Origin of the sequence: Tenacibaculum sp. Bg11-29 (genome assembly GCF_002836595.1) — a bacterium.
Classification (GTDB): Bacteria; Bacteroidota; Bacteroidia; order Flavobacteriales; family Flavobacteriaceae; genus Polaribacter.
In genome coordinates, this window is sequence record NZ_PJBB01000003.1 from 1,573,815 (window position 1) to 1,599,396 (window position 25,582).

29 protein-coding genes and 2 tRNA genes are annotated in these 25,582 nt (G+C 29.6%); 8 read left to right on the top strand and 23 right to left on the bottom strand.

The features are described 5' to 3' along the window. The 3 genes from udk to CXF68_RS06995 form a co-directional block, all read right to left on the bottom strand. Positions 1 to 606 (bottom strand): uridine kinase, encoded by a 606-nt coding sequence (gene udk, locus CXF68_RS06985; protein WP_101047396.1) that lies wholly within the window; start codon positions 604 to 606, stop codon positions 1 to 3. A gap of 101 nt (positions 607 to 707) precedes the next feature. Then, a tRNA-Thr gene (locus tag CXF68_RS06990) sits at positions 708 to 781 on the bottom strand. A gap of 402 nt (positions 782 to 1,183) precedes the next feature. Continuing rightward, entirely contained in the window at positions 1,184 to 1,414 is a 231-nt protein-coding gene (locus CXF68_RS06995) for a hypothetical protein (protein ID WP_028888642.1), read from the bottom strand. A 496-nt stretch (positions 1,415 to 1,910) separates the two neighbouring features. On the opposite strand from CXF68_RS06995, the gene CXF68_RS07000 reads away from it, so the two are divergent. Continuing rightward, a complete protein-coding gene (locus tag CXF68_RS07000) occupies positions 1,911 to 2,516 on the top strand; it encodes a DUF1684 domain-containing protein (protein ID WP_101043630.1) in 606 nt (201 codons plus the stop codon). Between the two features lie 8 nt (positions 2,517 to 2,524). Here CXF68_RS07000 and CXF68_RS07005 read toward each other — a convergent pair whose 3' ends face one another. The 4 genes from CXF68_RS07005 to CXF68_RS07020 all read right to left on the bottom strand — a co-directional run bounded on the left by CXF68_RS07005 (position 2,525) and on the right by CXF68_RS07020 (position 5,236). Then, positions 2,525 to 3,232, bottom strand: a complete 708-nt coding sequence (locus tag CXF68_RS07005) for a crotonase/enoyl-CoA hydratase family protein (RefSeq protein WP_101043632.1) — start codon at positions 3,230 to 3,232, stop codon at positions 2,525 to 2,527. A gap of 3 nt (positions 3,233 to 3,235) precedes the next feature. After that, entirely contained in the window at positions 3,236 to 3,607 is a 372-nt protein-coding gene (gene crcB / locus CXF68_RS07010) for a fluoride efflux transporter CrcB (RefSeq protein ID WP_101043634.1), read from the bottom strand. Positions 3,608 to 3,672: 65 nt separating this feature from the next. Next, positions 3,673 to 4,674, bottom strand: coding sequence for a MauE/DoxX family redox-associated membrane protein (locus CXF68_RS07015; RefSeq protein ID WP_101043636.1), 1,002 nt, complete (start codon positions 4,672 to 4,674; stop codon positions 3,673 to 3,675). Between the two features lie 16 nt (positions 4,675 to 4,690). Further along, positions 4,691 to 5,236, bottom strand: a complete 546-nt coding sequence (locus CXF68_RS07020) for a DUF1599 domain-containing protein (protein ID WP_101043638.1) — start codon at positions 5,234 to 5,236, stop codon at positions 4,691 to 4,693. Positions 5,237 to 5,316: 80 nt separating this feature from the next. On the opposite strand from CXF68_RS07020, the gene folP reads away from it, so the two are divergent. Next, positions 5,317 to 6,144, top strand: a complete 828-nt coding sequence (gene folP, locus CXF68_RS07025) for a dihydropteroate synthase (protein ID WP_101047398.1) — start codon at positions 5,317 to 5,319, stop codon at positions 6,142 to 6,144. 28 nt (positions 6,145 to 6,172) lie between these two features. Next, positions 6,173 to 6,955, top strand: coding sequence for a diadenylate cyclase CdaA (gene cdaA / locus CXF68_RS07030; RefSeq protein ID WP_101043640.1), 783 nt, complete (start codon positions 6,173 to 6,175; stop codon positions 6,953 to 6,955). A 46-nt stretch (positions 6,956 to 7,001) separates the two neighbouring features. Here the strand turns inward: cdaA and CXF68_RS07035 are convergent, their stop codons facing one another. From CXF68_RS07035 to truA, 3 genes are all read right to left on the bottom strand, one after another. Next, positions 7,002 to 7,469 carry a hypothetical protein gene (locus tag CXF68_RS07035; RefSeq protein WP_101043642.1) on the bottom strand — a complete coding sequence of 156 codons (468 nt, stop codon included), beginning with the start codon at positions 7,467 to 7,469 and terminating at the stop codon, positions 7,002 to 7,004. A gap of 71 nt (positions 7,470 to 7,540) precedes the next feature. Then, on the bottom strand, positions 7,541 to 9,256 hold the full coding sequence (locus CXF68_RS07040) for an ABC transporter ATP-binding protein (protein ID WP_369800479.1): 1,716 nt from the start codon (positions 9,254 to 9,256) through the stop codon (positions 7,541 to 7,543). A 50-nt stretch (positions 9,257 to 9,306) separates the two neighbouring features. Beyond that, a complete protein-coding gene (gene truA, locus CXF68_RS07045; RefSeq protein ID WP_101043646.1) occupies positions 9,307 to 10,041 on the bottom strand; it encodes a tRNA pseudouridine(38-40) synthase TruA in 735 nt (244 codons plus the stop codon). A 282-nt stretch (positions 10,042 to 10,323) separates the two neighbouring features. Here truA and CXF68_RS07050 point away from each other — a divergent pair, with 282 nt between their 5' ends. Continuing rightward, on the top strand, positions 10,324 to 10,818 hold the full coding sequence (locus tag CXF68_RS07050; RefSeq protein ID WP_101043648.1) for a metallophosphoesterase: 495 nt from the start codon (positions 10,324 to 10,326) through the stop codon (positions 10,816 to 10,818). Here CXF68_RS07050 and CXF68_RS07055 read toward each other — a convergent pair. From CXF68_RS07055 to CXF68_RS07070, 4 genes are all read right to left on the bottom strand, one after another. Continuing rightward, complete coding sequence (locus CXF68_RS07055) at positions 10,804 to 12,726, bottom strand: sensor histidine kinase (RefSeq protein WP_101043650.1); 1,923 nt, start codon at positions 12,724 to 12,726, stop codon at positions 10,804 to 10,806. The genes CXF68_RS07050 and CXF68_RS07055 overlap by 15 nt on opposite strands. A gap of 13 nt (positions 12,727 to 12,739) precedes the next feature. Continuing rightward, positions 12,740 to 13,393 (bottom strand): hypothetical protein, encoded by a 654-nt coding sequence (locus CXF68_RS07060; RefSeq protein ID WP_101043651.1) that lies wholly within the window; start codon positions 13,391 to 13,393, stop codon positions 12,740 to 12,742. A gap of 267 nt (positions 13,394 to 13,660) precedes the next feature. Then, positions 13,661 to 14,311: a response regulator transcription factor gene (locus tag CXF68_RS07065; protein ID WP_101043653.1), complete on the bottom strand. Its 651-nt coding sequence runs from the start codon at positions 14,309 to 14,311 to the stop codon at positions 13,661 to 13,663. A 228-nt stretch (positions 14,312 to 14,539) separates the two neighbouring features. Then, positions 14,540 to 14,977: a DUF4293 domain-containing protein gene (locus CXF68_RS07070; protein WP_101043655.1), complete on the bottom strand. Its 438-nt coding sequence runs from the start codon at positions 14,975 to 14,977 to the stop codon at positions 14,540 to 14,542. Positions 14,978 to 15,177: 200 nt separating this feature from the next. Here CXF68_RS07070 and rho point away from each other — a divergent pair, with 200 nt between their 5' ends. Next, positions 15,178 to 16,989 (top strand): transcription termination factor Rho, encoded by a 1,812-nt coding sequence (rho, locus tag CXF68_RS07075; RefSeq protein ID WP_101043656.1) that lies wholly within the window; start codon positions 15,178 to 15,180, stop codon positions 16,987 to 16,989. A 47-nt stretch (positions 16,990 to 17,036) separates the two neighbouring features. On the opposite strand, the gene CXF68_RS07080 is transcribed toward rho, so the two are convergent. From CXF68_RS07080 to CXF68_RS07100, 5 genes are all read right to left on the bottom strand, one after another. Then, entirely contained in the window at positions 17,037 to 17,585 is a 549-nt protein-coding gene (locus CXF68_RS07080) for a 5-formyltetrahydrofolate cyclo-ligase (RefSeq protein ID WP_101043658.1), read from the bottom strand. Position 17,586: 1 nt separating this feature from the next. Beyond that, positions 17,587 to 17,952, bottom strand: coding sequence for an MmcQ/YjbR family DNA-binding protein (locus tag CXF68_RS07085; protein ID WP_101043660.1), 366 nt, complete (start codon positions 17,950 to 17,952; stop codon positions 17,587 to 17,589). Positions 17,953 to 18,200: 248 nt separating this feature from the next. Continuing rightward, positions 18,201 to 18,812, bottom strand: coding sequence for a DUF4230 domain-containing protein (locus CXF68_RS07090; protein ID WP_101043662.1), 612 nt, complete (start codon positions 18,810 to 18,812; stop codon positions 18,201 to 18,203). A gap of 66 nt (positions 18,813 to 18,878) precedes the next feature. Continuing rightward, positions 18,879 to 19,337 (bottom strand): DUF962 domain-containing protein, encoded by a 459-nt coding sequence (locus CXF68_RS07095; RefSeq protein WP_101043664.1) that lies wholly within the window; start codon positions 19,335 to 19,337, stop codon positions 18,879 to 18,881. Positions 19,338 to 19,425: 88 nt separating this feature from the next. Next, a tRNA-Pro gene (locus CXF68_RS07100) sits at positions 19,426 to 19,500 on the bottom strand. 176 nt (positions 19,501 to 19,676) lie between these two features. Here CXF68_RS07100 and trxB point away from each other — a divergent pair. After that, positions 19,677 to 20,615: a thioredoxin-disulfide reductase gene (gene trxB / locus CXF68_RS07105; RefSeq protein WP_101043666.1), complete on the top strand. Its 939-nt coding sequence runs from the start codon at positions 19,677 to 19,679 to the stop codon at positions 20,613 to 20,615. Positions 20,616 to 20,674: 59 nt separating this feature from the next. Here trxB and CXF68_RS07110 read toward each other — a convergent pair whose 3' ends face one another. From CXF68_RS07110 to CXF68_RS07125, 4 genes are all read right to left on the bottom strand, one after another. Further along, positions 20,675 to 21,034, bottom strand: coding sequence for a cupin domain-containing protein (locus tag CXF68_RS07110; RefSeq protein ID WP_101043668.1), 360 nt, complete (start codon positions 21,032 to 21,034; stop codon positions 20,675 to 20,677). A 158-nt stretch (positions 21,035 to 21,192) separates the two neighbouring features. Further along, entirely contained in the window at positions 21,193 to 21,483 is a 291-nt protein-coding gene (locus tag CXF68_RS07115; protein WP_101043669.1) for a YciI family protein, read from the bottom strand. Positions 21,484 to 21,498: 15 nt separating this feature from the next. Then, positions 21,499 to 21,822: a helix-turn-helix domain-containing protein gene (locus CXF68_RS07120; protein ID WP_101043671.1), complete on the bottom strand. Its 324-nt coding sequence runs from the start codon at positions 21,820 to 21,822 to the stop codon at positions 21,499 to 21,501. A 104-nt stretch (positions 21,823 to 21,926) separates the two neighbouring features. Further along, the gene (locus CXF68_RS07125) at positions 21,927 to 22,790 is read right to left on the bottom strand and encodes a YkgJ family cysteine cluster protein (RefSeq protein ID WP_101043673.1); all 864 of its coding nucleotides are present in this window, start codon (positions 22,788 to 22,790) and stop codon (positions 21,927 to 21,929) included. A gap of 244 nt (positions 22,791 to 23,034) precedes the next feature. On the opposite strand from CXF68_RS07125, the gene CXF68_RS07130 reads away from it, so the two are divergent. Both CXF68_RS07130 and CXF68_RS07135 read left to right on the top strand, forming a co-directional pair. Continuing rightward, complete coding sequence (locus CXF68_RS07130) at positions 23,035 to 23,556, top strand: protein-disulfide reductase DsbD domain-containing protein (protein ID WP_232771622.1); 522 nt, start codon at positions 23,035 to 23,037, stop codon at positions 23,554 to 23,556. Positions 23,557 to 23,575: 19 nt separating this feature from the next. After that, positions 23,576 to 25,552: a protein-disulfide reductase DsbD gene (locus tag CXF68_RS07135; protein WP_101043675.1), complete on the top strand. Its 1,977-nt coding sequence runs from the start codon at positions 23,576 to 23,578 to the stop codon at positions 25,550 to 25,552. The last annotated feature ends 30 nt before the right edge of the window (positions 25,553 to 25,582 follow it).

Genomic DNA, 25,582 nt, shown 5'->3' on the forward strand with positions numbered 1-25,582 from the left:
TTATAGGCGATCGTTAATTACTGTTCTAACGATATCTATAGCTACAGTATTGTATCTGTCATTAGGTATGATAATGTCAGCATAGTTTTTTGTGGGTTCAATGAATTGTTGGTGCATTGGTTTTAATGTGCTTTGATACCTACTTAAAACCTCATCAATATCTCTACCTCGTTCTTTAATATCTCTGCGTAGACGCCTTATCAATCGTTCATCAGCATCAGCATGAACAAAAACTTTTATATCGCAAAGATTTCTTAATTCTTTGCTGTTAAAAATTAAAATACCTTCAATAATTATAACTTTTCGAGGGTGTGTTTTTATAGTGTCTTTTGTTCTGTTGTGTGCTACAAAAGAATAAATAGGTTGTTCAATGATTTTATTACTCTTTAAATCGCTTAAATGTTTAACAAGCAATTCGAAGTCGATGGCTCTAGGATGATCAAAATTTATTTTTGTGCGCTCTTCGTAGCTTAAATTATCTGTTTGTTTGTAGTATGAGTCTTGAGATATAATACATACTTCATCTTGAGGGAGCTCGTTTATTATTTGATTAACGACGGTTGTTTTACCACTTCCAGTTCCTCCCGCAATTCCTATTACAAATATATTTTTCATTGAACTTTATTAAGATAAAATTATGGAAACAAATTTAATAAAATATGTGCATAAAAAAAGTGCTAACTTAAGTTAGCACTTTTTTGTTTATGAGCCAATGGAGGGACTCGAACCCACGACCTGCTGATTACAAATCAGCTGCTCTAGCCAGCTGAGCTACATCGGCTTGTTTGCCTTTAAAAGCGATGCAAATATATAATGTTTTTGGATACTGGCAAACTTTTTTTTATTTTTTTTTAAGTGATGTTTTTACCCTTTTTTAGAAGAGGTTATTAATTGATTGATTCTTATTAGTATATGTTTTTTTTGAGTTGAAAAAAAATATTTTTTTTTGCTAAAAAAAATAATAAAAAGGAAGAGGTTATTGGTTTTTTACTTCACTTTATTGTTTTGAAAAAGTGCTTTTTAATAATTTTGCTACATGCCTATAGTTATGAAAAAAGAAAAAGTTCTAGTTATACACTAGAACTTTTATCAAGAATAAATATTATTGAGAACAATAATTGATGAAGATTATTCTTCTCATCATACTAAACGCAACAAAGCGTTATTTATTGTTGTGCTAAATTTATGCAGTTAAGGGTTTACCTTTTAATCGTTTTTCAATTCTTTGTTTTACAACTGTCAATCGTTTCATAGCGTCCATAAGAGCCGTGTCTTTCGTTTCTTTATATACGTCGTTTATTTCTAGTATTAAGGCTTTGACTTCTCTTGAAGCTAATATTCTATCGCTAGTAGTAATAAATTTGAATTTTCTGTGCTCAAATTCATCTGCTTTGCTAATTAATTCTGAATTCATAAAATACTTACTTATATTAATTAAATTATCTTTTAGATTTTAGTCTGGTAATTGATTTTGTTTTAAACAAAATGGCCAAATCATAAAGTAAAATGGGCGACAAATATATATTAATCTTTATTATAATTTGTAATAAAACGATCAAATTGTTTTATTTATTTATAAATTTTATTTATATAGTTCTTTAGAGCCTGATTTTCTCTTTTTTTATCAATTATAGATGTAATCTACTTAGCTAAATATAGTATTTTTTTATTAATATATCAAATTTATTAACGCAATTTTAATAAAAAACAGAGGTTTTCTTGGTTAAACAGCATCAGATTATGAATAAATAGATGAAAATATAGTATTTTTGATGTGTTTAGTTTTGATTAAAACGAGTTTTTTTATTGGTGTCTTTTGTTTAAAAAATAATTAACTGAAGCAGATAAACGAAAGTGGATTATTAGAACTATATTAATAGAGGTGCCAAAAGTTTAAAAAGATAAATTTAATGAAGAATATTTTACTGTTAATTCTTATAATTACTATTCAGTCATGCAGTAGTCAGAAGAAAAGAAAAAATAGTGGGAACTCTAGTTTTCAAAAAGAAATGAATGCTAAGTTTAAGGACGCTACTATATCGCCTTTAACTAAAAAGGGTTTGAAAAAATTTAAAGGATTAAGTTTTTTTAGGCAAGATGATAAGTATAGGATAATTGCGAAAATTGTTAAAACACCAGATGCGCCTACATTTAGTTTTCCTACTACAACCGATAGGGTTGCTGTATATAAAAAGTACGGAATCGTTTCTTTCTCTATTGATGAAAAAGATTTTGATTTAGCTATTTACCAAGAGTTGAAGCCGCAGCTGGAATATATAGATCACTTGTTTTTGCCTTTTTTAGATAATACCAATGGGAAAACCTCTTATGAAGGAGGTCGATTTATTGATGTTTTAACTACTGATGAAAGTGAAACAGGAACTATAGTTATTGATTTTAATACGGCATATAATCCTTATTGTGCTTATAGTAATAGGTATTCATGCCCTATAACTCCCAGAGATAATTATCTAGATATTGATATAAAGGCAGGAGTAAAGGCGTATGTGAAATAAAACTATTTTTATTTTATAGCAGGAGGTGTTAATCCGTTTTTTATGTCTAAATCTATTGCTTTCTTTAAATCGCTTAAATAGTTTTTTCTAACCTTTAATTTAGTAGCTGCATGCGCTTTTTTGTTTAATTTAGAAAACATTAAAGCGGTTTTAATAGCTGTAGGTAATAGTTGATTTTCAGTAACAATTTTATCTAAAAAACCAGCAGTAATAGCATCTTTAGGGTTGTAGATTTCTGAATTGTTTACACTTCGTTCAAAATAAACAGGGGCTAAGCGTCCCTTAGCTATTTCGATACCAGCATTGTGCATTGTCATTCCTATCATTACTTCGTTTAAGCCTATTTTAAAATCACCTTCAGTACCAATTCTATAATCTCCAGAAAGTAATAAAAAAGCACCTTTGGCTATTGCATGACCTGAACAGGCAATAATTATTGGATAAGGAAAAGATAGCATTCTGTGTGATAATCTAGATCCTTTTGTTACTAGATCTAAAGCAGATTCTGGGGATGCTGTCATGCTTTTTAAATCATATCCAGCAGAAAACATTCCTGATTGCCCTGTGAAAATAACAACTTTTTCTTCTTGTTCGGCTTTGTCTAATAATAAATTTAAAGAGTCTATTACTTCATGTGATATCGCATTGACTTTACCGTTATTTAAAGTTATAATAACGTATTTGTCTTCTGAATTATATTGAGTTGTGTGATTCATGTTTTAAATAAATTTAATTAGATAGATTCCTGCAAAAACTGCTAAAAAGCCTAAAACAAAACTAATAATTGTGTAAAAGGCAAAAGAAGCAAAGTCTCCTGATTTCAAAAAGATATGATTTTCGTAAGCAAAGGTTGAGAATGTTGTAAAACCTCCACAAAAACCTGTAGCTAATAACAACGTGTGGTTTTGTGTTAGGGTTTCGTTTTTAGCAGCTAGTCCTAAAATTATACCAATAAGCAAACTACCTAAAATGTTTGCTGTAAAAGTACCATAAGGAATACCTGTTTGAGTATTATTTAAAAGTTTTCCAATAAGGAATCTTAAAGCGCTCCCAAATCCACCACCAATAAAAACGAGTATTAATTGTTTCATATTTGTGCTAAAATAATAAAACCTCGCAAATTTGCGAGGTTTTATTATTTAAAAATACTGTTTGGTTACTTTAAAGTAACATCATCAGTATCTGTCCAGTTCCATTTACCAGCTATAACTCCTTTTTCAACAGTTATAATCCCTGGGTTTGCTCTTATTGCAGTTTTAATAGCCTTTTCATCACAGCTACCGAAAGTGTAAGGCAAATTGTATTTGCTTTTAAAAGCATCTAGCTTTTTTGTGTTGTTGTCATAAATTACATCAGCCATCATAATATCTGATGTTAGTATGTATATGCTGTAACCTTTTAATTTGGCTTTAGTAGCGGTTTTAGAAATTTCTATAAGTCCTTCTTTATTAGCTTTTTCAAGAGTAGTTATTAGAATTAGCATAGCTTTATCTTTGCTTATCATTTCTTCTAACTGATCACCATTTTCTGTTCCTATTTCAAAATCATGAATAGGTCCAATTTCTCCATCTTCAGTATATTCCATCGCTTTTACAATGTCTGTTCCTACTGAATAGGCTCTAAAATCGATAATAGGTAAATGATGTAAAACATAATAGGTTATAAATAAAGATATAAATACTGTTGCGTAAGTTTTTATAGCTCCAATTTTATTTGATATTAACGGCTTTATGTGTTTTAATCCTAAAATAAGGATTATTATAAATACCATAAATATTACATTCTTGTAAAAAGTTTCTTTTGGTGTTAATTTTACTGCATCTCCAAAGCATCCGCAATCAGTAACTTTGTTGTAAACGTATGAGTACCATGTTAAGAATAAGAATATTAAGTTTAAGCTACATAAACTCCATACAGTTAATTTAGGTTTGTAACCAACTAAAAGCATAACTCCTAAAACAAGTTCGATTATAATTAAAAGTATAGCAAATGGTAAGGTATAAGGAATTAGGAATTCCATATTTAAAACATCTTCACTAAAATACTCTTGAAATTTGTACTGAGAACCAATAGGGTCAATTAATTTTACAAATCCTGAATAAATGAATAACAAACCTACTAATACTCTTGATATGTGTGTTAATATTTTTAAAATCATATGTTGGGGTTTAAAGTTAACTATCTAATTCTGAATGATGAATTAATGCAAAAATAGCATAATTAATCATATCTTGGTAATTTGCATCAATTCCTTCAGAAACTAATGTTTTTCCTTGGTTATCTTCAATCTGTTTGACTCTAAGTAGTTTTTGAAGAATTAAATCTGTTAAAGAAGAAATTCTCATGTCTCTCCAAGCTTCTCCATAGTCATGGTTTTTGTTCTCCATTAATTCTTTGGTAATCTTTATGTGTGTGTTGTATAAAGAAGTAGCATCATTTACATTTAAATCTGGCTGCTCAGCAACACCAAGTTCTAATTGAATAAGTGCCATTATAGAGTAGTTGATGATTCCTATAAATTCTGATTTTTCTCCTTCATCAATTTTACGTTCTGTATTTTCTTGTAGCTGACGTATGCGCTGCGCTTTTATAAATATTTGATCAGTTAGTGATGGGAGTCTTAATATTCTCCATGCACTACCATAATCGCTCATTTTTTTAATAAACAAACTCCTACATTCTTCTATTACGACATCATATTGTTTGGATGTGTTCTGCATCTTTTTTATTTAAAAGTATTTGTCCAAAAATAGTAAATATTACAAGCTTTTCGTTTATTTTTACTTGGAAATTTATTATGATGACGATTAATTGTAAAGGAAGTTTAATAGATCTTTCTACACCTAAAGTGATGGGTATTTTAAATATTACTCCAGATTCTTTTTTTGACGGAGGCAAGTATAAAAATGAAGACGAAATTTTTGTTCAAGCTAAAAAAATGTTAGATGAAGGTGCTACTTTTATTGATGTAGGAGCTTACTCATCACGGCCAGGAGCTAAACATATTTCAGAAGAGGATGAATTAAAGAGGATTATACCTGTAGTTGAATTACTAGTAAATAATTTTCCGGATATTATTATTTCAGTTGATACTTTTAGAAGTAGCGTTGCTGAAGAATCGATTAGGGTAGGTGCGGCATTGATTAATGATATTTCAGGAGGGAAAATGGATGAAGAAATGTTTAATCTAATTGCAAAATTACAAGTGCCTTATATTATGATGCATATGCAAGGAGAACCTCAGAATATGCAGCTAAATCCAATTTATAAAGATGTGGTTACTGAAGTAATCTCGTTTTTTGCAGAGCAATTATTCAAACTCCGCCAATTAAAAGTAAACGATGTTGTAATTGATGTTGGTTTTGGTTTTGGAAAAACAATAGCGCATAATTACGAATTGTTACAAAAATTGTCACTTTTTAAAAATTTAGAAGCACCTATTTTAACGGGGATTTCCAGGAAATCTATGCTACATAAATTACTAGATATTTCGCCAAAAGAGGCTTTAAATGCAACGACAGTAGCAAATACAATTGCGTTGTTAAATGGTACCAGTATTTTAAGAGTTCATGATGTAAAAGAAGCTGTTGAAGCAATTAAGATTGTTTCAAAAGTTACTGCAAAATGATTACTTTTACTAAAACTTCAAATAATTAATGAATTTAGATTTTATCGATTTTTCGTTTTTGGATGTACTTGATATTATTTTAGTAGCTGTATTGTTGTATTATATATATAAGTTGTTAAAAGGAACTGTGGCAATTAATATTGTTATAGGGATTGCTTTTATTTTTATTATTTGGAAAATTACCCAGACACTTAATATGGAGATGTTAAGTGGTATTTTGGGGTACTTATTATCAGGAGGAGTTATTGCTTTAATTATTGTGTTTCAGCAAGAGATAAGAAAGTTTTTATTAATGATAGGAACAACTAATTTCTCTACACAACGGGGTTTTTTAAATCAATTAAAATTTTTAAAAACTGAAATCAATTCAGAGATTGACATTGAAACAGTTTTAAAAGCCTGTATAAGCATGTCTAAAACGAAAACAGGAGCTTTGTTGGTGATAGAGAAGACAAATAACCTCGATTTTTTAATTAATAATGGTGATAAGATGGATGCTTTAGTAAATGAAGCGATTTTAGAAAGTATATTTTATAAAAATAGTCCGCTTCATGATGGTGCAACTGTAATTCGGGATAATTATATAGTAGCAACACGTGTGGTTTTGCCAATTTCTGATAGCACAAAAATACCATCACGTTATGGTTTAAGACACAGGGCAGCTATTGGTGTAACAGAAAAAACAGATGCAATCTGTTTATTGGTTTCTGAAGAAACCGGAGAAATATCATATATAAAAGATGGTGAGTTTGTTTTGTATAAAACACCAGAAGATTTATTTACAAAACTAGAAAAAGATTTAACGGCATAAAAAAAGCTCGCAATTGCGAGCTTTTTAATTTTATAAAAATCTAAAATTATTTAGCAGCAGGTGCCATTTTAGATTGAATAGCAGTCATTACATTGCTAAATTTAACAGCGCTTTCAGCATCTAAAGAACCAGCGATTGCACTCATTTTAGTAGCTAATTCAGCACCTTTAGGAGCTAATTTAGTGATTTCAGAAACACTTCCGTTAGCGTCGATATAAGATTTCGCGTACTCAGTATAAGACTGTAAGTATGCTCCAACTTTAGGATCTTTAAATTCAGGAATAGTTATTCCTTCGATTGCAGATTTTACAGCTTCAGCACCTTCAGCAACAGCTTCAGTAGCTTTTTCTGCACCTTCTACAACTTTAGTTGCAGCTTCAGTAGTTGCTTCAGTAGCTTTTTCAACAGCTTCAACAGTCGTATCTTTTACATCTTTAGCTCCTTCTTTTTCGTTTTTACAAGAAGTTGCTAATAAAGCACCAGCAACACACATAGTTAAAATTACTTTTTTCATCGTTTTATGATTTTTTAATTTATAGATTGATTAGTACAAATGTATTATAATGAACCTTCTAAAAAAATTATTTACGAAGTAATTTTAGCGTTAAATTGTTTCTCATAGAGGTTTTTATAATAACCAAATTCTTTATTTAATAGCTCATTATGATTTCCTTGTTCAACAATTTTACCTTTATCCATAACAATAATAGTATTTGCTTTTTTAATTGTTGTTAATCGATGTGCAATTACAATTGAAGTTCTGTTTCTAGTAATTTCATCAGTGGCATGTTGAATCATCTGCTCAGAATGTGTATCTATAGATGATGTAGCTTCGTCTAAAATTAAAATACTAGGCTTACTAAGGTAAGCGCGTAAAAAGGCTATTAGCTGACGTTGACCTGATGAGAGCATTGCGCCGCGCTCTTTAACGTTGTAGTAATAATTGTTGGGTAATGTCATAATAAAATCATGAACACCAATTTTTTTTGCTGCTTCTTTAACTTCGTCGAGAGATATATTTTTGTTTTTTAGAGATATGTTGTTGAAAATAGTATCAGAAAAAAGAAATACATCTTGTAAAACAATCGCAATTTTTTTTCTTAAAGAGTTTATTTCGTAGTTTTCTACAGGGATGTCATCAACGTAAATAGTACCACTATTTATTTCATAAAAACGGTTTATTAAATTAATGATAGTTGATTTTCCTGCACCTGTAGCTCCAACAATGGCAATCGTATTTCCTTCTTTAACATTAAAGCTAATTCCTTTTAAAACTTCTTCACCTTCAATATAACTAAAATGAACATCTTTAAAACAAATGTTTCCTTGTAGAGATTGGGTAGTTATTGTTCCGTTCTTGCTAATTGAACTTTCTGTATCAATTACATTAAAAACCCGCTCACCAGCTACAATACCCATTTGTAATTGATTAAATTTATCAGCAATTTGACGTAGTGGTCTAAATAACATCTGAGCCATTTTTATAAAACCAATAATAACAGCAATGTTTGTTGCTTCACCTTCTATAACTTGAATTCCGCCGAACCATACAATTAAACCAATTGCTATTGATGATAGTATTTCAGCAATAGGAAAAAAAATAGAGTAATACCAAACAGTTTTTACGTGTGCTTTCTTGTGTTTATCATTAATATTAACAAAGTTTTTATACTCTATCTTTTCACGATTAAAAAGTTGTACAATATTCATTCCTGTAACTCTTTCTTGTACGAACCCGTTAAGATTTGATACTTGATTTCTAACTTCTTGAAAAGTAGATTTTATAGCTATCTGAAATATCTTTGTGGCATAAATTAAAATAGGTAAAGTTACCAACGCAATGAAAGCTAGTTTCCAATTAGTATAAAGCATTACAATAATAACAAGAATCATTTTTAAGATATCACTAATAATCATAAAAACACCTTGTGTAAAAAAATTAGCAATTGTCTCGATGTCAGAAACAACTCTAGTAACGAGTTTACCAACAGATGAATTATCTAAATAACTCATTTTAAAACTCAAAATTTTTCTAAAAGTTTTAGCTCTAATATCTCTAATAATGTGCTGGCCTACCCAGTTAGCATAGTAAATAAAACTAAATTGAAATACGACTTGTATTAGTAAAACAATTAGCATTGCTATTGTGTAATACAATAGTCTTGTTAAATCTTTATGAGTAACAAAATCTTCTATTGCTTCCATTAGTAAAATAGGACTCAATACTGCAAAGAGCGCTAATAGTATAGTTGACGTTGTTGCTATAATAAACCGAGTACGGTATTGTTTTGCAAAACTCATAAGTCTCACAAAAATTTTAATATCAAATGCTTTTCCTGTTGTTTTACTCACTATATATAATCGTATTCTACTTTTGTTAAAAATAATCCTTTTGCCGGAACAGAAGTTCCTGCATTACTTCTGTTTTTGCTTTTTATAATGTTTTTAAAGTCATCGATTGTGGTTTTACCAGTTCCAATATCGATAAGGGTACCAACAATAGCTCTAACCATGTTTCTTAAAAATCGATTCGCACTAATATGAAATATTAATTCATTACCATTCAAAACCCATAATGCACTCGTTATTTTGCAATTAAAAGTATGAACACCTGTTTTTACTTTCGAAAAACATTCAAAATCTTCATATTCATATAAAATCATCGCGGCTTGATTCATTAGTTGAATATTAAGCTGTTGATTATACAATTGCCAAGAGCTATCTAATAAAAATGGATTTCGACCAAGCCATATCTTATACTCATAAGACCTACTATTAGCATCAAACCTAGCATGTGCATCATTGTGTACTAATTTAACAGTAAATATTACAATATCGTCTGATAAAATTGAATTTAATCTAAAAGCAAAGTTTTCAGATAAAGTTATAGTTGTATCAAAATGAGCAAACATTTGTGATGCGTGTACACCAGCATCTGTTCTGCCAGCACCTGTAATAACGATTTGTTGTCTTAAAATAGTACTGAGTGCATTGTTTATTTTTTCTTGTACCGAAATTGCGTCAGGTTGTATTTGCCAACCATGATAATTTGTTCCTCTATAAGCTAATTCAATAAAATACCTCAAAGAATGATGGGATTTAAATGGCTAAATTATGAAATTATAGGTTGGGTTGTTAGTGCTATTTGAATAAATATCTTTAGATTAATAATGTTTTAATAAAAAGAATGATAATAGTAAATTTATAAACATAGGCTAATATATAATTAGTAACCGTATTGTCTTTTTAGATTTATCTTCTAATTAGGTAATAGAAGTTCTCAATCTTATTTCAATTCTCCTTTTTTAGATCAATAATGTTGCATTGTCTATCTGATTTTTAATAACTATTTTATTAGTTTTGCATTGATGAAAAAAATATTACTTCTTTCAGATACACATAGTTTTATTGATGATCAAATATTAAAATTTGTAAAACAAGCAGATGAGGTTTGGCACGCTGGAGATATTGGTGATTTAAAAGTTACTGATACTCTTAAAGAATATAAAACCTTAAGAGCAGTTTATGGTAATATTGACGATAAGGATGCTAGGTCTGAATTTCCTTTGGATAATAAATTTACACTTGAAGGTGTTTCTGTTTGGATTACTCATATTGGGGGGTACCCGAATGCTTATAAACCAAGAGTGCGAGAAGAGTTGAAAAATAATTCACCAAAAATTTTTATTAGTGGTCATTCTCATATATTAAAAGTGCAATATGACGAGAAATTTAAATTACTTCATTTAAATCCCGGGGCTGCAGGGAAACACGGATTTCATAAAATAAGGACAATGCTTCGTTTTGAATTAAATAAAGGTGAAATTACCAATATGGAGGTGATAGAGTTAGCTCACCGATGATAGTTTAGACTGTTTTTGTTCTTGAATAGGAATAATAATAGAAATTTTAGAGCCTTTGTTCTTTTTTGAGTTTATAGAAAGTTTTCCTTCCATCATTTTAAGCCTAGCTTCTATTTGATTTAACCCAATACCATCATTTATAGAAAATGATGAGGTGGAAAATCCTACCCCATCATCATTAACAAGAATGGTTAGTTGATTCTTTTCTTGTTTAATGGTTATTTGTGCGTAATTAGCTTTGCTGTGTTTTAATATGTTATTAGCAAGTTCTTGAATGATATTGAATATTTTTATCTCAAATTCTTGATTGTATCTATTTATATTATGTGCGGAAACTTCAAATTTTAATTGACTATTTGAGTATTTTTTAGCGGCATCTTTTAAGGCGTATTCTAAACCAAATTTTAATAAGATAGAAGAAATAAGGTTGTGAGATAAGTCTCTAACTTTTTGTGATGCTTCTAATATTATGGCTTGAGTTTTCTCAATTTCTAAAGGTGCACTATCTTTAAGTTGCTTTTTAGTGGCACTTAAATGCATGTTTGCAGATGATAATAGTGCACTAACATTATCGTGTAATGTTTCTGCTATTTGCTTTCTTTCAGTTTCTTTACCATCTATAGTGGCATTTAATATTTTTGTATGTGCGTCTGATTTTATTTTTTCTATACTTTGTTGTTGTAGTAAGTTGTTTTCTGATAGTTTTAATTGTAGGTTTTTTTGACGTAATTTATAATTATAAACAATAACACCAGAAATAATAATTACGAGTAAGCTTAATGCAGCAAAGAGTAATGTAGTTTTACTTTGTTGAGCTTCTTTAAGTTTTCGTTGTTCAGTTACCAAGTTTACTTTCTGTTGTTCGAGATTTTCCTGATGATTGGCTTCAATTTTTTTTATAATTTGACTAATATTCTTTTCTTTTAAAACATCTTCAAATTCAAAAGAGATCTCTTGATAATCATAAGCCTTATAATCTTTTAAATTTCTCATTGCCCAAGCAAGATTGTAATATAAATTTGCTTTTAGTTTGGTTGCTGTTTGAGAATTGTCTTTTTTTAATACATCTATTCCGCTTATATAAGTTTCTTTTGCTTTTTTAAATTCTCCTATTAATAGGTATACATTTCCAAGATTGCTCTGTGCTTTTGCTAATTTGATTATGTTATTTTTTTCTTTATATAGATCAATGGCTTTTAATGCAAAATATTTTGATTCAGAATACATTGAGTCTATTTGATATAATGCTGATAAATTAACATGAGAGCTAGCTTTATAGTTGATGATTTCATTATTGATAGAAGGAGTCTTATCTAGTTCTGAAAAAAAATATAAAGCACTGTCTTTGAATATTTTAATCCCCTTTGGAACATTGTTTTTATCAACGTATTTTTTAGTAACACCCTCTTCAAGTAATTTAAGATATGTTAAGTTTCTTTCTTGCTTGTGTTTTAAATTTTTGTAAATTTTTAGATAAATAGAGCCTACTTTTAAGTAGTTTTTTGCTAGTAAATTTAAGTATTGTGTTTTATCTAAATTAATATCATTATGTCTGTTTTTATTGTTTAAATAAGATAAGGATGTCTTAAAGTATTTTAAGGATAATTTTAGGTTTAATGTTTTATTGTAAATATCACCTAAAAGCTCAGTGTATTTATAGTTAAATTCCTGTTTTTTTGAATTTTCGTTATGTAGAGTGAGAGCCAGTTTTAAAGCTTCTGGGTATTTACCTTTACTATAATTTTTATAAGCTATCTGATAAATTGAATCCTGTAAGACTGAATCTTTTTTAGTTAAGTTATTTCTGCGTTTTGTCTTGTAGTCTTTATTATTAGTGAATAATGTAACTGAAAACCCGATTCTAACAAAAAAAATAAGAAATACTATAGATACTAATTTTGAATACATATAACAAAGATAATTAATCTACTATTATTTCTACTCTTGGCTTTCTTATAGATGCTAATTGAGTTGATCTTCCAGAGTACTTATGGTTTACAAAATCTAATCTTATTAGATTAGCAGAAGGTGTGTTAATTGTTCTTGAAAAATTTTTTTGTTTTGATTTACCATTAGATAAATGAACTTCGTACGCTTGTTTATCTTCATTGTAAACAAATGTTGTAGTAACATTATCATTCACTTTAAAGTTAAGTAAAAATGTGCCGTCTTCTTTTTTTGTTATATTATATGAGTTTAAAAATTCAGTAACGCCTCCTTTAGCTAATGTAATGTTATCATCTTCAACAGAGATGCGTGTTCTTTTACCTCTATTTTCATCTAGAAAACCAATTTTTAGCTGATCGTTTTCTATGGAGAATTTGTTACTATGATTACTTGCTGTTTTACGATTTACTTCAGATAAAATAATATCATTTGATTTGTTTTTAACAGTAACTACATCCGTATTATTTGTAGTGTTAAAATCAATTGAATATGCTCCGTTAACATCTCTTTTAAGCGTGTATGATTGTAATAGTTTTTCTTGCGGATTACTAAGTGTTTCTACTTGATTAGAAGAACATGATGTAAAAACAATAGTCAATAATAGAAAAAATGGGGCTATTTTATACATTATTTAAGTTTTTAAGTTTTTAATAAATTGTAAAAAGCGATGCACTTAATAGAATAGTGTCGGGGGACTATTATAATTATACGGACTATGAGAACAAAATTAAAGAATCTATTAATGTTATTGCTAACACGTACATCGCTGTTTTTATGTTTTAATATTTTTATTTAGTAGTTATTAGCGATGCACTTTTAATAATGTATAGATTACGGGGGACGTTTTCTTTAATTAGGGGGGTAAGGAAAACTGTTTTTGAAGGGTTTCTATACTTTATATTATATTGTTTTTTACAGCGTACATCGCCAAACCTACTACGTTTTTTACTTTTAATTTTTTATATAAACTCTTACGATATGTTTCAACCGTTTTTATACTTACTAATAGATGTTTTGCTATTTCACTAGAGCTTTTTTCCAAAGCTATTTGTTTCAAAACTTCTACTTCTCTTTCTGTTAAATCACCATGAGCAAGTTCTGAATCTTCAGTTTTAGCATTGTTAACATATAATTCTAATAACTTACTTTTTATATCGTCACTAAAATACTGTGTTCCGACGTGAACATTTTTTATAGCATCTATAATATGATCACTAGCACATGCTTTGTCTACAAAACCATTTGCTCCTAGTAATATCATCTCCTGTACTAATTTAGGATCGCTTAAACTAGAAAGTATAATTGTTTTAATTTTTAAATTACGTTGTTTAAATGTTTTTAAAACTTCTATACCGTCCATTTCTGGCATGTTTATATCAAGAACTAATACATCTGCTTTGTTTTTAGTAGACCAATCTACTACTTGCTTTCCTGTTAAAGAATAGCCTTCAATTTCAAAGCAATCTTCAGTGTTTAATAAGGCGATAACTCCATCTATTAAGATTTTATGGTCATCGGCTATGTGAACTTTTATCTTGTTATTCATGTGTCTTAGCGTTTACAAATTTATAGTATAAAAGGAATGTGTACAATACCCAATACCCCTAGTTATGTCTTAGGGGTAACCCTAAAGAAGATAGGGATAACCCTATTTTCTTTAACATTCCTTTAACATTTGGTGTTTTGAAGTGTAGCAAACAAGTGAGTTACAAAAATAGAAAACCGAGATAAAAATCTCGGTTTTTTTCGCACTAAATATACTAAGATGTTAGGTTTATCGTAATCTATCTACAGATTTTACAAGATCTTCATCCTTTTTAATTGCTTTATTTGCTAAAACTAATAACAAAATAACAATGATAGGAAAAATCATCCCAATACCTTTCTCAGAAGCTAAAGATTCTCCAGGTAATGTTTGTGATAGATATATCAATATTCCTAATAAAAAAAGGTTTATCAATATGTTTAATCGCCCTAAGACAAATTGTAACTGACGATTTTTAAATAAAAATATAGTTACAAAAGATAATAAAGCTGAAATATAAAATAATACAGGAGTTATTTTTTCTAAAATAGAAACTCCTGAAAACAAATCTACAATAAATATTGGTGTATTATTCTGTGAGCTTGTCCAAATACTAAAAATAAAAGTTAGACCAGCAGAAATAATTACTGCAATAAATAAATATATAGATTGTTTTCTTTGTATCATGTTTTTTATTAGATTGCAAATGTAATATTTCTTTTTTTAAAAAGAAATATTACAAGTTAAATTATTTGTATATATTTGTAGCAGTAAGTAACTGCACAAGTCGTAATTGTATAGCTCATATGTAATTACAATCAAAAAAAACTTAATACAATCAAATTCTTTTATTCATAAAGAATTATATAACTTAATTATTTTTACGAATGTTCGAGATTTCGGAATTAAAAACTAAAAAATTAACGGATTTATTAGCAATAGCCAAAACTATAGGTTTAGCGAAGGTAAGTCAGTTAAAAAAATTAGATTTAGTTTATAAAATTTTAGATGCACAAGCAGAGTCTAGTGCAAATGAAGCTAAACCTATTGAAGAAAAAGCTAAGAGGAAGAGAATAGCAAAAACAGAAGAAACCGAAAAACAGCCAGAGGTAAAGATTGCTGATAAGGTGAAGGTTGAAGCTAAGGAAGAAAAGACAGAAGTCGCTGAAAAGGTTGTAGAGAAAGAGGTTGAGACTGTTGAGACTGTTGAGAAATCTGAAGACAATAAAACAGAAGTTGTTACTGAAGTAGAACAACAGGTAGAGGTTAAAAGACCAAGGCCAAGGCCAAGAAAAGAGGTTGAGGCTAAAAAACAAGTTGCAACTCCAAAAAAGAAAGTTGAGGCTAAGAAACAAGTTCCAACCCCTAGACAAGAAGTTGAAGCTAAGAAACAAGTTCCAACTCCTAGACAAGAAGTTGAAGCGAAGAAACAAGTTCCAACCCCTAGACAAGAAGTTGAAGCTAAAAAGCAAGTTCCAAGACCAAGAAAAGAGGTAGAGGGTAAAAAACCTCAACATAAAAATCAGAATACAAATAAGTCACATAATAAAAGTGGAAATAAGTATAGAGATCCTGATTTTGAATTTGATGGAATTATAGAAAGTGAAGGTGTATTAGAAATGATGCCTGATGGATATGGGTTTTTACGTTCATCAGATTATAATTATTTATCATCACCAGATGATATCTACGTATCTCAATCACAAATAAAACTTTTTGGATTAAAAACAGGAGATACTGTTTTAGGTAATGTACGTCCGCCAAAAGAAGGAGAAAAGTACTTTCCTTTAATTAGAGTTTCGAAAATAAATGGATTAAATCCAAATATTGTTCGTGATCGCGTGTCGTTTGAGCACTTAACGCCATTGTTTTCTGAAGAGAAATTTAATTTAGCAGAAAAGGGAAGCTCTTTATCGACAAGAATTATTGATATATTCTCTCCTATTGGTAAAGGACAGCGTGGTATGATCGTTTCACAACCGAAAACAGGTAAAACAATGTTATTAAAGGATGTTGCAAATGCTATAGCAGCAAATCATCCTGAGGTATATCAGATCGTTTTATTAATTGATGAAAGACCAGAGGAGGTTACCGATATGAAACGTAATGTTCGTGGAGAGGTAGTTGCATCTACTTTTGATGAACCAGCAGATAAGCATGTACGTGTTGCAAATATTGTTTTAGAAAAAGCAAAACGTTTAGTAGAATGTGGTCATGATGTCGTAATTTTATTAGATTCAATTACTCGTTTAGCAAGAGCTTATAATACTGTTGCGCCAGCATCAGGTAAAATATTATCAGGTGGTATTGATGCGAATGCATTACATAAGCCAAAACGTTTCTTTGGAGCAGCTCGTAATATTGAAAATGGAGGTTCGTTAACCATTATTGCAACTGCGCTTACTGAAACAGGTTCTAAAATGGATGAAGTAATCTTTGAAGAGTTTAAAGGTACTGGTAACATGGAGTTACAGTTAGATCGTAATATTTCTAACCGTAGAATTTACCCAGCGATTGATTTAATTAAATCGAGTACACGTCGTGATGATTTATTATTAGACGAGAAAACAGTACAGCGTATGTGGGTGTTACGTAAATATTTAGCAGATATGAACCCTGTTGAGGCAATGACATTTATTAATGACAGAATAAGAGTTTCTAAAAATAACGATGAATTTTTAATTTCTATGAACGGGTAGTTTATTGAAATAATAGATATAAAAATCCCGCTTAATAGCGGGGTTTTTTATTTAGGATAAAGAACATCATCAAGCGGAATGTCAAATTCGTGTGTGTCTTTTATATTTGTTATAGGAGGGAAAAAATTAAGGCCAATGGTTTTTACATCTTTTCTGCAAGCAGCCAAAAAACGATCATAAAATCCTTTTCCGTAACCAACACGGTATTTTTTTTTATCAGAAATGAGCATGGGTACGAAAACTAAGTCAATTTTTGTAACAGCAACCTCTTCAGCTTCTATAGGTTCAGGAACACCAAATTTGTTTAAATGTAGCTTTGTGTTTTCTTCTAGGTAAAAATGAGACAGTGAGTTGTCTTTGAAATTACATTGGCTTACAATTATTTTTTTTCCATTTTTTCTAAAAAAATCGATAATTGGTTGTGTGTCAATTTCATTAAATTTTTTCATCGATAGAAACAAGTGAACATTGTTTATCTTACTAAAATCAAATTTTAAAATTTGCTGGTAAATATTTTCTTCGAGTTTTTCTTTTTCAGATTCAGTAAGTGCAATCCTTTTGTTTGTATATAGTTTTCTAAGGTCAGATTTTAACATTTTACATTGATTTTAATTCTTCTCGTAATTTTTTTGTTAATCCTTTTACAATTAATTCATAAGAATGATCAATTAATTCAAAAGCTATTTTGTCAGAAACATCATTATTTAAAATAAGGGTGTTCCAGTGTTTTTTATTCATGTGCCAACCAGGGTTAATACTATCGTATTCGCTTCTTAATTCTAAAGCTTTTTCAGGGTCACATTTTAGGTTGACTTTTGCTTCATTCTGTTCCCAACTATTAAGCCCGCTTAAAGCAAACATTTTATTCATTACCTTAAAAACTAAAGTAACATCATCAAATGGAAAATGTTCGGTAACTCCTTTTTTAGTGATACAATAATTTCTGAATTGCTCTATATGCATTTGTTTTTGATATTAAAGGTTTTTGAAATTAAAAATATAATAGCAACTACGCCAAGTAATAAGAAAAAGTATTTAGTAATACTTGTAAATATAAAAAAATCAAACCCTCTATGTATTCCAGATTTATCGAATTTTATTTGAAGTGATTTTAGATAATTATTACTGTCTATAAAATGAAATAAAAATAAAGAAATAGAAGAAACTAATAGTAATTTAAATGATGTATAGTAGTCACTCATTAATTCTTGTTATTCTATAGGTTTTTGGCTTGAAGCTGATAATTCTAAAGCAGAAAAATCTAATTTCCAACCAATAGTTTCAACTAAATTTTCCATAAGAGAAATAGCTTCTAGTGCTTCTTTATTGGCAGTTTGCATTAAATTACTCTCGGGAATTTTTTGAAGAATATGTTCTTTAGCTTCTTTATTAACTTCTGTTAAGTCTTCTGAGCTAAATTTATTTAGCAATCCGTTTTGAATATCGTAAAAACGTATGTTTGGTTCTACTGAAAAAACTTCTGGTTGAGGGAAGTCAGATAAAATCAATGATTTATTCTTAGTATCGGTATGCATTTTAATTTTTCTAAAATCGAAACCAATATGCACTTTAGCATTGATTAAAATAATTGCCTTTTTTTTACTAGAAAATAAGCCTAAGAATTTTTCTTTAGAATTTTCGTGATGATATATTTCGGCAAACTCACCTTCTATGGTAATCAATTTAGATACTCTTTTAATCTTATCTAATAAGATGACGGATTGTTTTTCTGTCAAGTGTTTTTTACTTGTTGAAGAAAATTTTTGAAAAATAAAATAAGAGATAACAGTTCCGCTTATTAAGCCTAAAAAAAGTAATTCCATAAACACTATTTTAGATAAAATCCTTTATTATTTATTAATGATAATAGATTAAAAGTTAGAGTACAGTTATTTAAATATTTTTTTGATTACCCAAGCAGGACCAATTAAAAGAAACTGTAAATCTTTTATGAAAGAAGGTTTTGCTCCTTCTACTTTATGACCATAAAATTGCCCAATCCATGCGATTATAAAAATAGCTATTGAAGTGTATAACAGAGGCAAGTATATGCTTAAGTAATAATTTCCAATAATGCAAAGAATTGAGAAAACTAACATTTTAATGAACATAGAAAATGATAAACGTAAGTAGAATAGTAAAAAGAAAACAAGCACAACAGTTGCCCAGTTTATTATTAACGGATTATAGATTTTAATTAAGTTGTTTAAAAGTTGAGAAGGAATACTCATAAATATACCTACGATGCTAAAAAATATAGCAGGAACGCATATAAAGTGTATCGAAATATTTGTTTCATTTTGATGACTAACAGCATATTCATCAAACCATTGTTGTAGTGTTTTCATAGTTACGAATTTACATAAAACTTAAGTAAATAAGAAAAGGAAACTACCGAAAACAAAAAAGACTTAAGAAAAATCTTAAGTCTTTTAGTCGGGGTGGCAGGATTCGAACCTGCGACCTCCTCGTCCCAAACGAGGCGCGATGACCGGGCTACGCTACACCCCGAATAGTTATCGGGGTGCAAATATAGATAAAATATATGTATATGAAGCAATAAAAAAAACTTTTTTTTAAGTAGGTAAGATAATTTTTGTTTATCGTCTAATAATCAAAATATATATCAAAAAAAGACAATAGATGTAAAAAAAAATTACATTTGTAACTCCAAAAAATTTTAGACGATGGCAGAAAAAATTAAATGTTTGATTATTGGTTCAGGACCAGCAGGATATACCGCTGCAATTTACGCTGCAAGAGCAGATATGAAACCTATTATGTATACAGGAATGCAAATGGGTGGACAATTAACTACAACTACAGAGGTAGATAATTATCCAGGATATCCAAACGGAACTGACGGAACAGCAATGATGAACGATTTACAAAAACAAGCTGAGCGTTTTGGTACGGAAGTTCGTTTTGGAATGGTAACTAAAGTTGATTTAAGTACAGAAGTAGGAGGGATTCATAAAGTAATAGTTGATGAATCTATAGAGATTGAAGCTGAGACTATAATTATTTCTACAGGTGCAACAGCAAAATATTTAGGATTAGAAAGTGAACAGCGTTTAATAGGTGGTGGAGTTTCGGCTTGTGCTACTTGTGACGGTTTCTTTTATAAAGGACAAGATGTAATTGTTGTTGGTGCTGGTGATACAGCTGCAGAGGAAGCAACGTATTTAGCTAATATTTGTAGCAAGGTTACAATATTAGTTAGAAAAGATCATATGAGAGCTTCAAAAGCAATGCAACACAGGGTTGAAAAAACAGCTAACATAGAGGTTTTATTTAATACGGAATTAGATGAGGTTTTAGGTAAAGATGTGGTTGAAGGTGTTCGTGTTGTAAATAATCAATCAGGTGATAAGAAAGAAATTGCCGTAACAGGTGCTTTCATTGCTATTGGACATAAACCGAATTCTGATTTATTTAAAGGTGTTTTAGATATGGATGACGTTGGTTATTTAATTACAAAAGGAAAATCTACAAAAACAAACTTACCTGGAGTTTTTGCAGCTGGTGATATACAAGATAAAGAATATCGTCAAGCAGTAACAGCAGCTGGTACGGGTTGTATGGCAGCTTTAGATGCAGAACGTTATTTAGGTGCTTTAGAATAGTAGCAGATATTTATAAAAATAAAAAAGAGTTTACCATTTGGTAAGCTCTTTTTTTGTGATTAATATTTTTGATCGTCTATTGATTTTGTAATAGATGACTCAGTAGTTCCGGTATGTTTGGTTGTTTTACTTTCAATAAGCATAATTAGACATTCATTTTCTGAAGATACTCTGTGGTTAACACCTTTTTTAACAACAAATAAATCTCCTTTATCCATTATGAAACTTGGTTGGTTTTCAATTTCCATTAATAAAGAACCTTCTGATATATAAAATAACTCATCTTCATTTTCGTGATTATGCCAAGGAATATCTTCTCCTTTTATTTTTGCTAATTTCACGTATTGATCATTAACCGTTGTAATAATCTTAGGTGAAAAATAATTCTCTATAGATTTAGATTCCTCTTTTAGGTTCATTATTTATTTTTTTATTGTACACAATATACTAAGTAAATTTATATGATAGTTTAGTTTTATTTTAGAAAGATATTATTCTGAGAATCATTACCTTTTTTATTTTGTCTCACTCTCATTGTAAATCTGAATAATTTTAGCATTAAAGTGTCAGGTGTTTCTTACTTGCTTAATAAAAAGTCCAGCTTTTCGATACTCATTAAAGGAGTAAACTTTGTTAAGCTATATTCTGCGACTTTTTGAATAATTAAAGGATCTTTTTCTAAAATATCACAAAGCTCTTTCTCTGAATTAGAATTTGCAATAACAACTCCACCATTACGAGGATCTTTAGATCCTCCAAATATAAAAAGGCCTGTTTTATATAAATTAGAAACATATTCTCTATGCAGTTCTGTAAAAGAATTTACTTCATCTATAGGTTTTATAAAATTAAAATTAATTAAAAACATATTTTTAGTATTTAGTTAAAAATTTTTGGCCCATTTTTCTGACCATTTTCTTATTGGATTAAAAAGATTGAATAACTCTTCACCCATATCTGTTAGTTTGTATCCATCAACAACCTTTTCGATAATAAAAGTTTTTTGAAGTTCTTTTAACCTAGTATTTAATGTTGTAGGAGATATTCCGTCACATAATTTCTCTAACTCACTAAATGATTTTTGATTTTCCTTTAGGTGCCAAAGAATATTCATTGCCCAATTTCTTCCTAATAAATCAAAAAGAGCCATTATTGGTTTTCCAGATTTAGAACCCCTTACAGGTTCTCCAGGTTTAGGTGTGTTCATTCTTTTTTTTACAAAGCTACATATTTTGTAGTTAACTACAAAATATGTAGTAAGTATATTGTGGGAATATCCTTAATAAACAAAGTTGTTTTCTCAATTAAATACTATTCTTTAGCTCCGTTATTTTTTGCAATTTCTATCCAATGCTCAGAAATTCCCTTTACATCAGCACCTAAACCTCTTGCTAAATGTAATGCCACACCAACCATTAAAACAGAAGCATCATGAAGTTCGTTAAAAGTTTGTAAGTTTCCGAACTCTTCTTGCGCTTTTAGTTGCAGTAAATTATTGTGTTTTTGAGCAAAAGTAATAGGATTATTAGTCGTGTCAATAGTAGGAGTCATTAAATAATTCATCCAATCTTCACCTATTCTTTCAGATACTAGCTCAGGGGACTCATCTCCTATAACCCTCCAAGTAGCAAGTGTTTTTGTGTCTCCAGATTCAGCTAAACCAGAATCTAAAAGTAATTCAAAAGCAATATCGGCAATGTTTTGCATTACGATTAAGTATTCATCTTGTGCTTTTTCAAATAAATCAGCTTCCTGCCCTTTAAGGTATTCACCAACACTAAGTTTAGGTAATTCTAAAACTTCAGAACAGTCATTTAAACAAGGAAATTTATTACCTTCATATATATAGTGTGCTTTATTAAATTGTATTTGACGACCTAAAGGATACAAACGACAAGCTAATGGACGACCTTGGTGTACACTACAGCCAACATTATCTACATATTGATTACATGCTTTTTGTCCATTTTTATCTTCTTTTCCGTCAAAACGCAATCGAATACCACCAAACTCGCAATAAAGATCGCGAAACTCTCTCGAAGTAATTTTTTTCTCTTTACTAAAATTTAATAATTCCCATGGGTTAAGCATTACAGATTTTCCAAAACAGCATGTTCCTGATCTAGAGCAAGTAAGAGGTAATATACTTTGAGTATTAAGTTTAGTTGTCTGCATTTTTTATACGTTAAAAGAGCTTTTTTATTTTATCTTTTTTAATAAAAGATTATTTTAATTGGCTAAATTAAGAAGCTAATCAATGTTTTTATACTTTTTTTTAGAATAAATGTATAGAATAAATAAAAAAATCAAGAATAATATATTTTTTAAAAAAAGTAATTGTAATGTGAAAGTTGCGTAACTGTTAGTATATCAGTAGATTTGTTGTTGTTTAAAAGTTAAAAGAGCTAAACTTTTTGTAATGAAACACGATTTAACAAAGAAAGATGCTATTTTTGCCAAAAAAAGAACAACCTTATTAATTAATTACATAATAATGAAGAAATTAATAACAATTTTACTACTTGTGGCGAGCTTTGTTGCCTATGGACAAATACATAATCCTATAAAATGGACTACCTCAGTAAAAAAGATATCAGAGAAAGAAAGTGAGTTAATAGCAACAGCAACTTTAGATAGCGATTGGCATCTGTATTCTCAAGAGATTCCTACAGGAGGACCAATACCTACATCGTTTTCTTTTTCAGGAGATAAACGGTATTTAAAAAAAGGAAATACAAAAGAGGAGGAAGGGCATGTCGTTGATGATGAGATATTTCAAATGCGTATTAAATACTTTGATAATAAAGCGGTTTTTACACAACGAGTAAGGTTAAAAACGAATGAGAAATTTACGATAAACGGAACTGTTGAGTATATGGTTTGTTCAGGTGAAAATTGCTTGCCACCAAAAGAAATAGATTTATCTTTTAAAATTAATTAAATTCTCCCTTATAAATTAGATGAAAAAAATATTCATATTACTGTTAAGTTTAGTTATAAACTTAACAGCAAACAGCCAGATATTTAACCCTATTACGTGGAAAACATCTGTCGAAAAAATATCAGAATCAAAATTTAAACTAATAACCAAAGCTACTATTGAGCAAGGGTGGAGTTTATATTCACAAGAAGTACCAAAAGGAGGGCCAATAGCAACAACCTTTACTTATGACGATAACGGAGGAGCTGTTAAAATATTAGGCAATACTAAAGAACCAAAAGGGAAAGTTAAGTTTACAAAACTTTTTAATGAGGAAGGAATGAATATAAAGTCATTCGCTCATAAAGCTGTTTTTGAACAAGAAATAGAATTGGTTAGCGGAGATGTTAAAGAACTTGAAGCTTTTGTTGAGTTTATTGCTTGTACCGATGAACAATGTTTACCTCCAAAAGAAATTGATTTAGTTTTTGATTTAACTAAAAGTGTATTAAAAAAGAAAACTACTTCTGATGTCGCTAAGACGGATGATGATACTGACAATAAAACAGAAGGTAAAGGGCTTTGGGCTATATTTTTATTAGGATTAGGAGCTGGTTTTATAGCTTTATTTACGCCATGTGTATTTCCCCTAATTCCAATGACGGTAAGCTTTTTTACAAAACAGAGTAAAAACAAATCACAAGGAATAAAAAATGCAATTATTTACGGGATATCTATTATTGCGATATATGTTCTGCTAGGTACTGCTGTTGTTGGTGTTTTTGGAGCAAGCGCAATTAATGAATTTTCAACAAGTGTTACTTTCAATATTATTTTCTTTATTGTACTAATCATATTTGGGTTGTCATTTTTAGGAGCTTTTGAAATTATGCTTCCAAGTTCATGGGCAAATAAAATAGATAGTAAAGCTGATAAAGGAGGTTTAATTGGAATCTTTTTTATGGCATTAGCTTTAGCAATTGTATCTTTTTCATGTACTGGCCCATTTGTTGGTAATATAATAGTTCTTTCAGCTTCAGTTGGAGGTTTAGCACCTATTATTGGTATGCTAGGTTTTTCATCTGCAATAGCTTTACCTTTTGCATTGTTTGCAGCTTTCCCTGGTTGGTTAAATTCATTACCAAAATCAGGAGGTTGGTTAAATACTGTGAAAGTAGTATTAGGGTTCTTAGAATTAGCTTTTGCTTTTAAATTCTTATCGAATGCCGATTTAGTTTTACAATTACATTTATTAGAAAGAGAAGTATTTATAGCTATTTGGATTGCAATATTCGGAGCATTAACGCTGTATTTATTAGGTAAAGTTCAATTACCTCACGATAGTCCACAAAAACACATTTCTGTAGGAAGGTTAAGTTTAGGTTTAATAGTAGGAGCATTCACAATTTATATGTTGCCAGGTTTATGGGGAGCACCTTTAAATTTAATTAGCGCCTTTCCACCACCACAGAGTTATAGTGAATCACCATACGGTGTAGGATATACAAAACAAAGTACTATTACTGTTTCAGATAAAGAAGCTGGTAGTCATAGTGGTTTGCCAGAAGGAGCACATTTAATGCCTCCTCATGATATTATTTCTTTTCATGATTATGACAAAGGATTGGCGTATGCTAAAAAAGTAGGAAAACCAGTAATGATAGATTTTACAGGGCATGCTTGTGTGAATTGTCGTAAAATGGAACAAAATGTTTGGGTAAAACCTAAAGTGTTAAACGTCTTAAAAAATAAGGTTGTATTAATATCATTATATGTTGATGATAAAAGAGCTTTAGATGATGATGAGATTGTTGATTCTAAATTAAACCCAGGAAAGAAGTTAAAGTATATTGGGCAAAAATGGAGTGAATTACAAACCATAAAATACAAAGCAAACTCCCAGCCATTTTATGTATTAATGGCGCATGATGAATCTAATTTAATAGATCCAGCATCTTACACACCAAATGTAGATGAATATTATAATTGGTTAGAAAAAGGGATCGCTAATTTTTAAAAATAGTTTGACATCAAAAAAACACTTTAG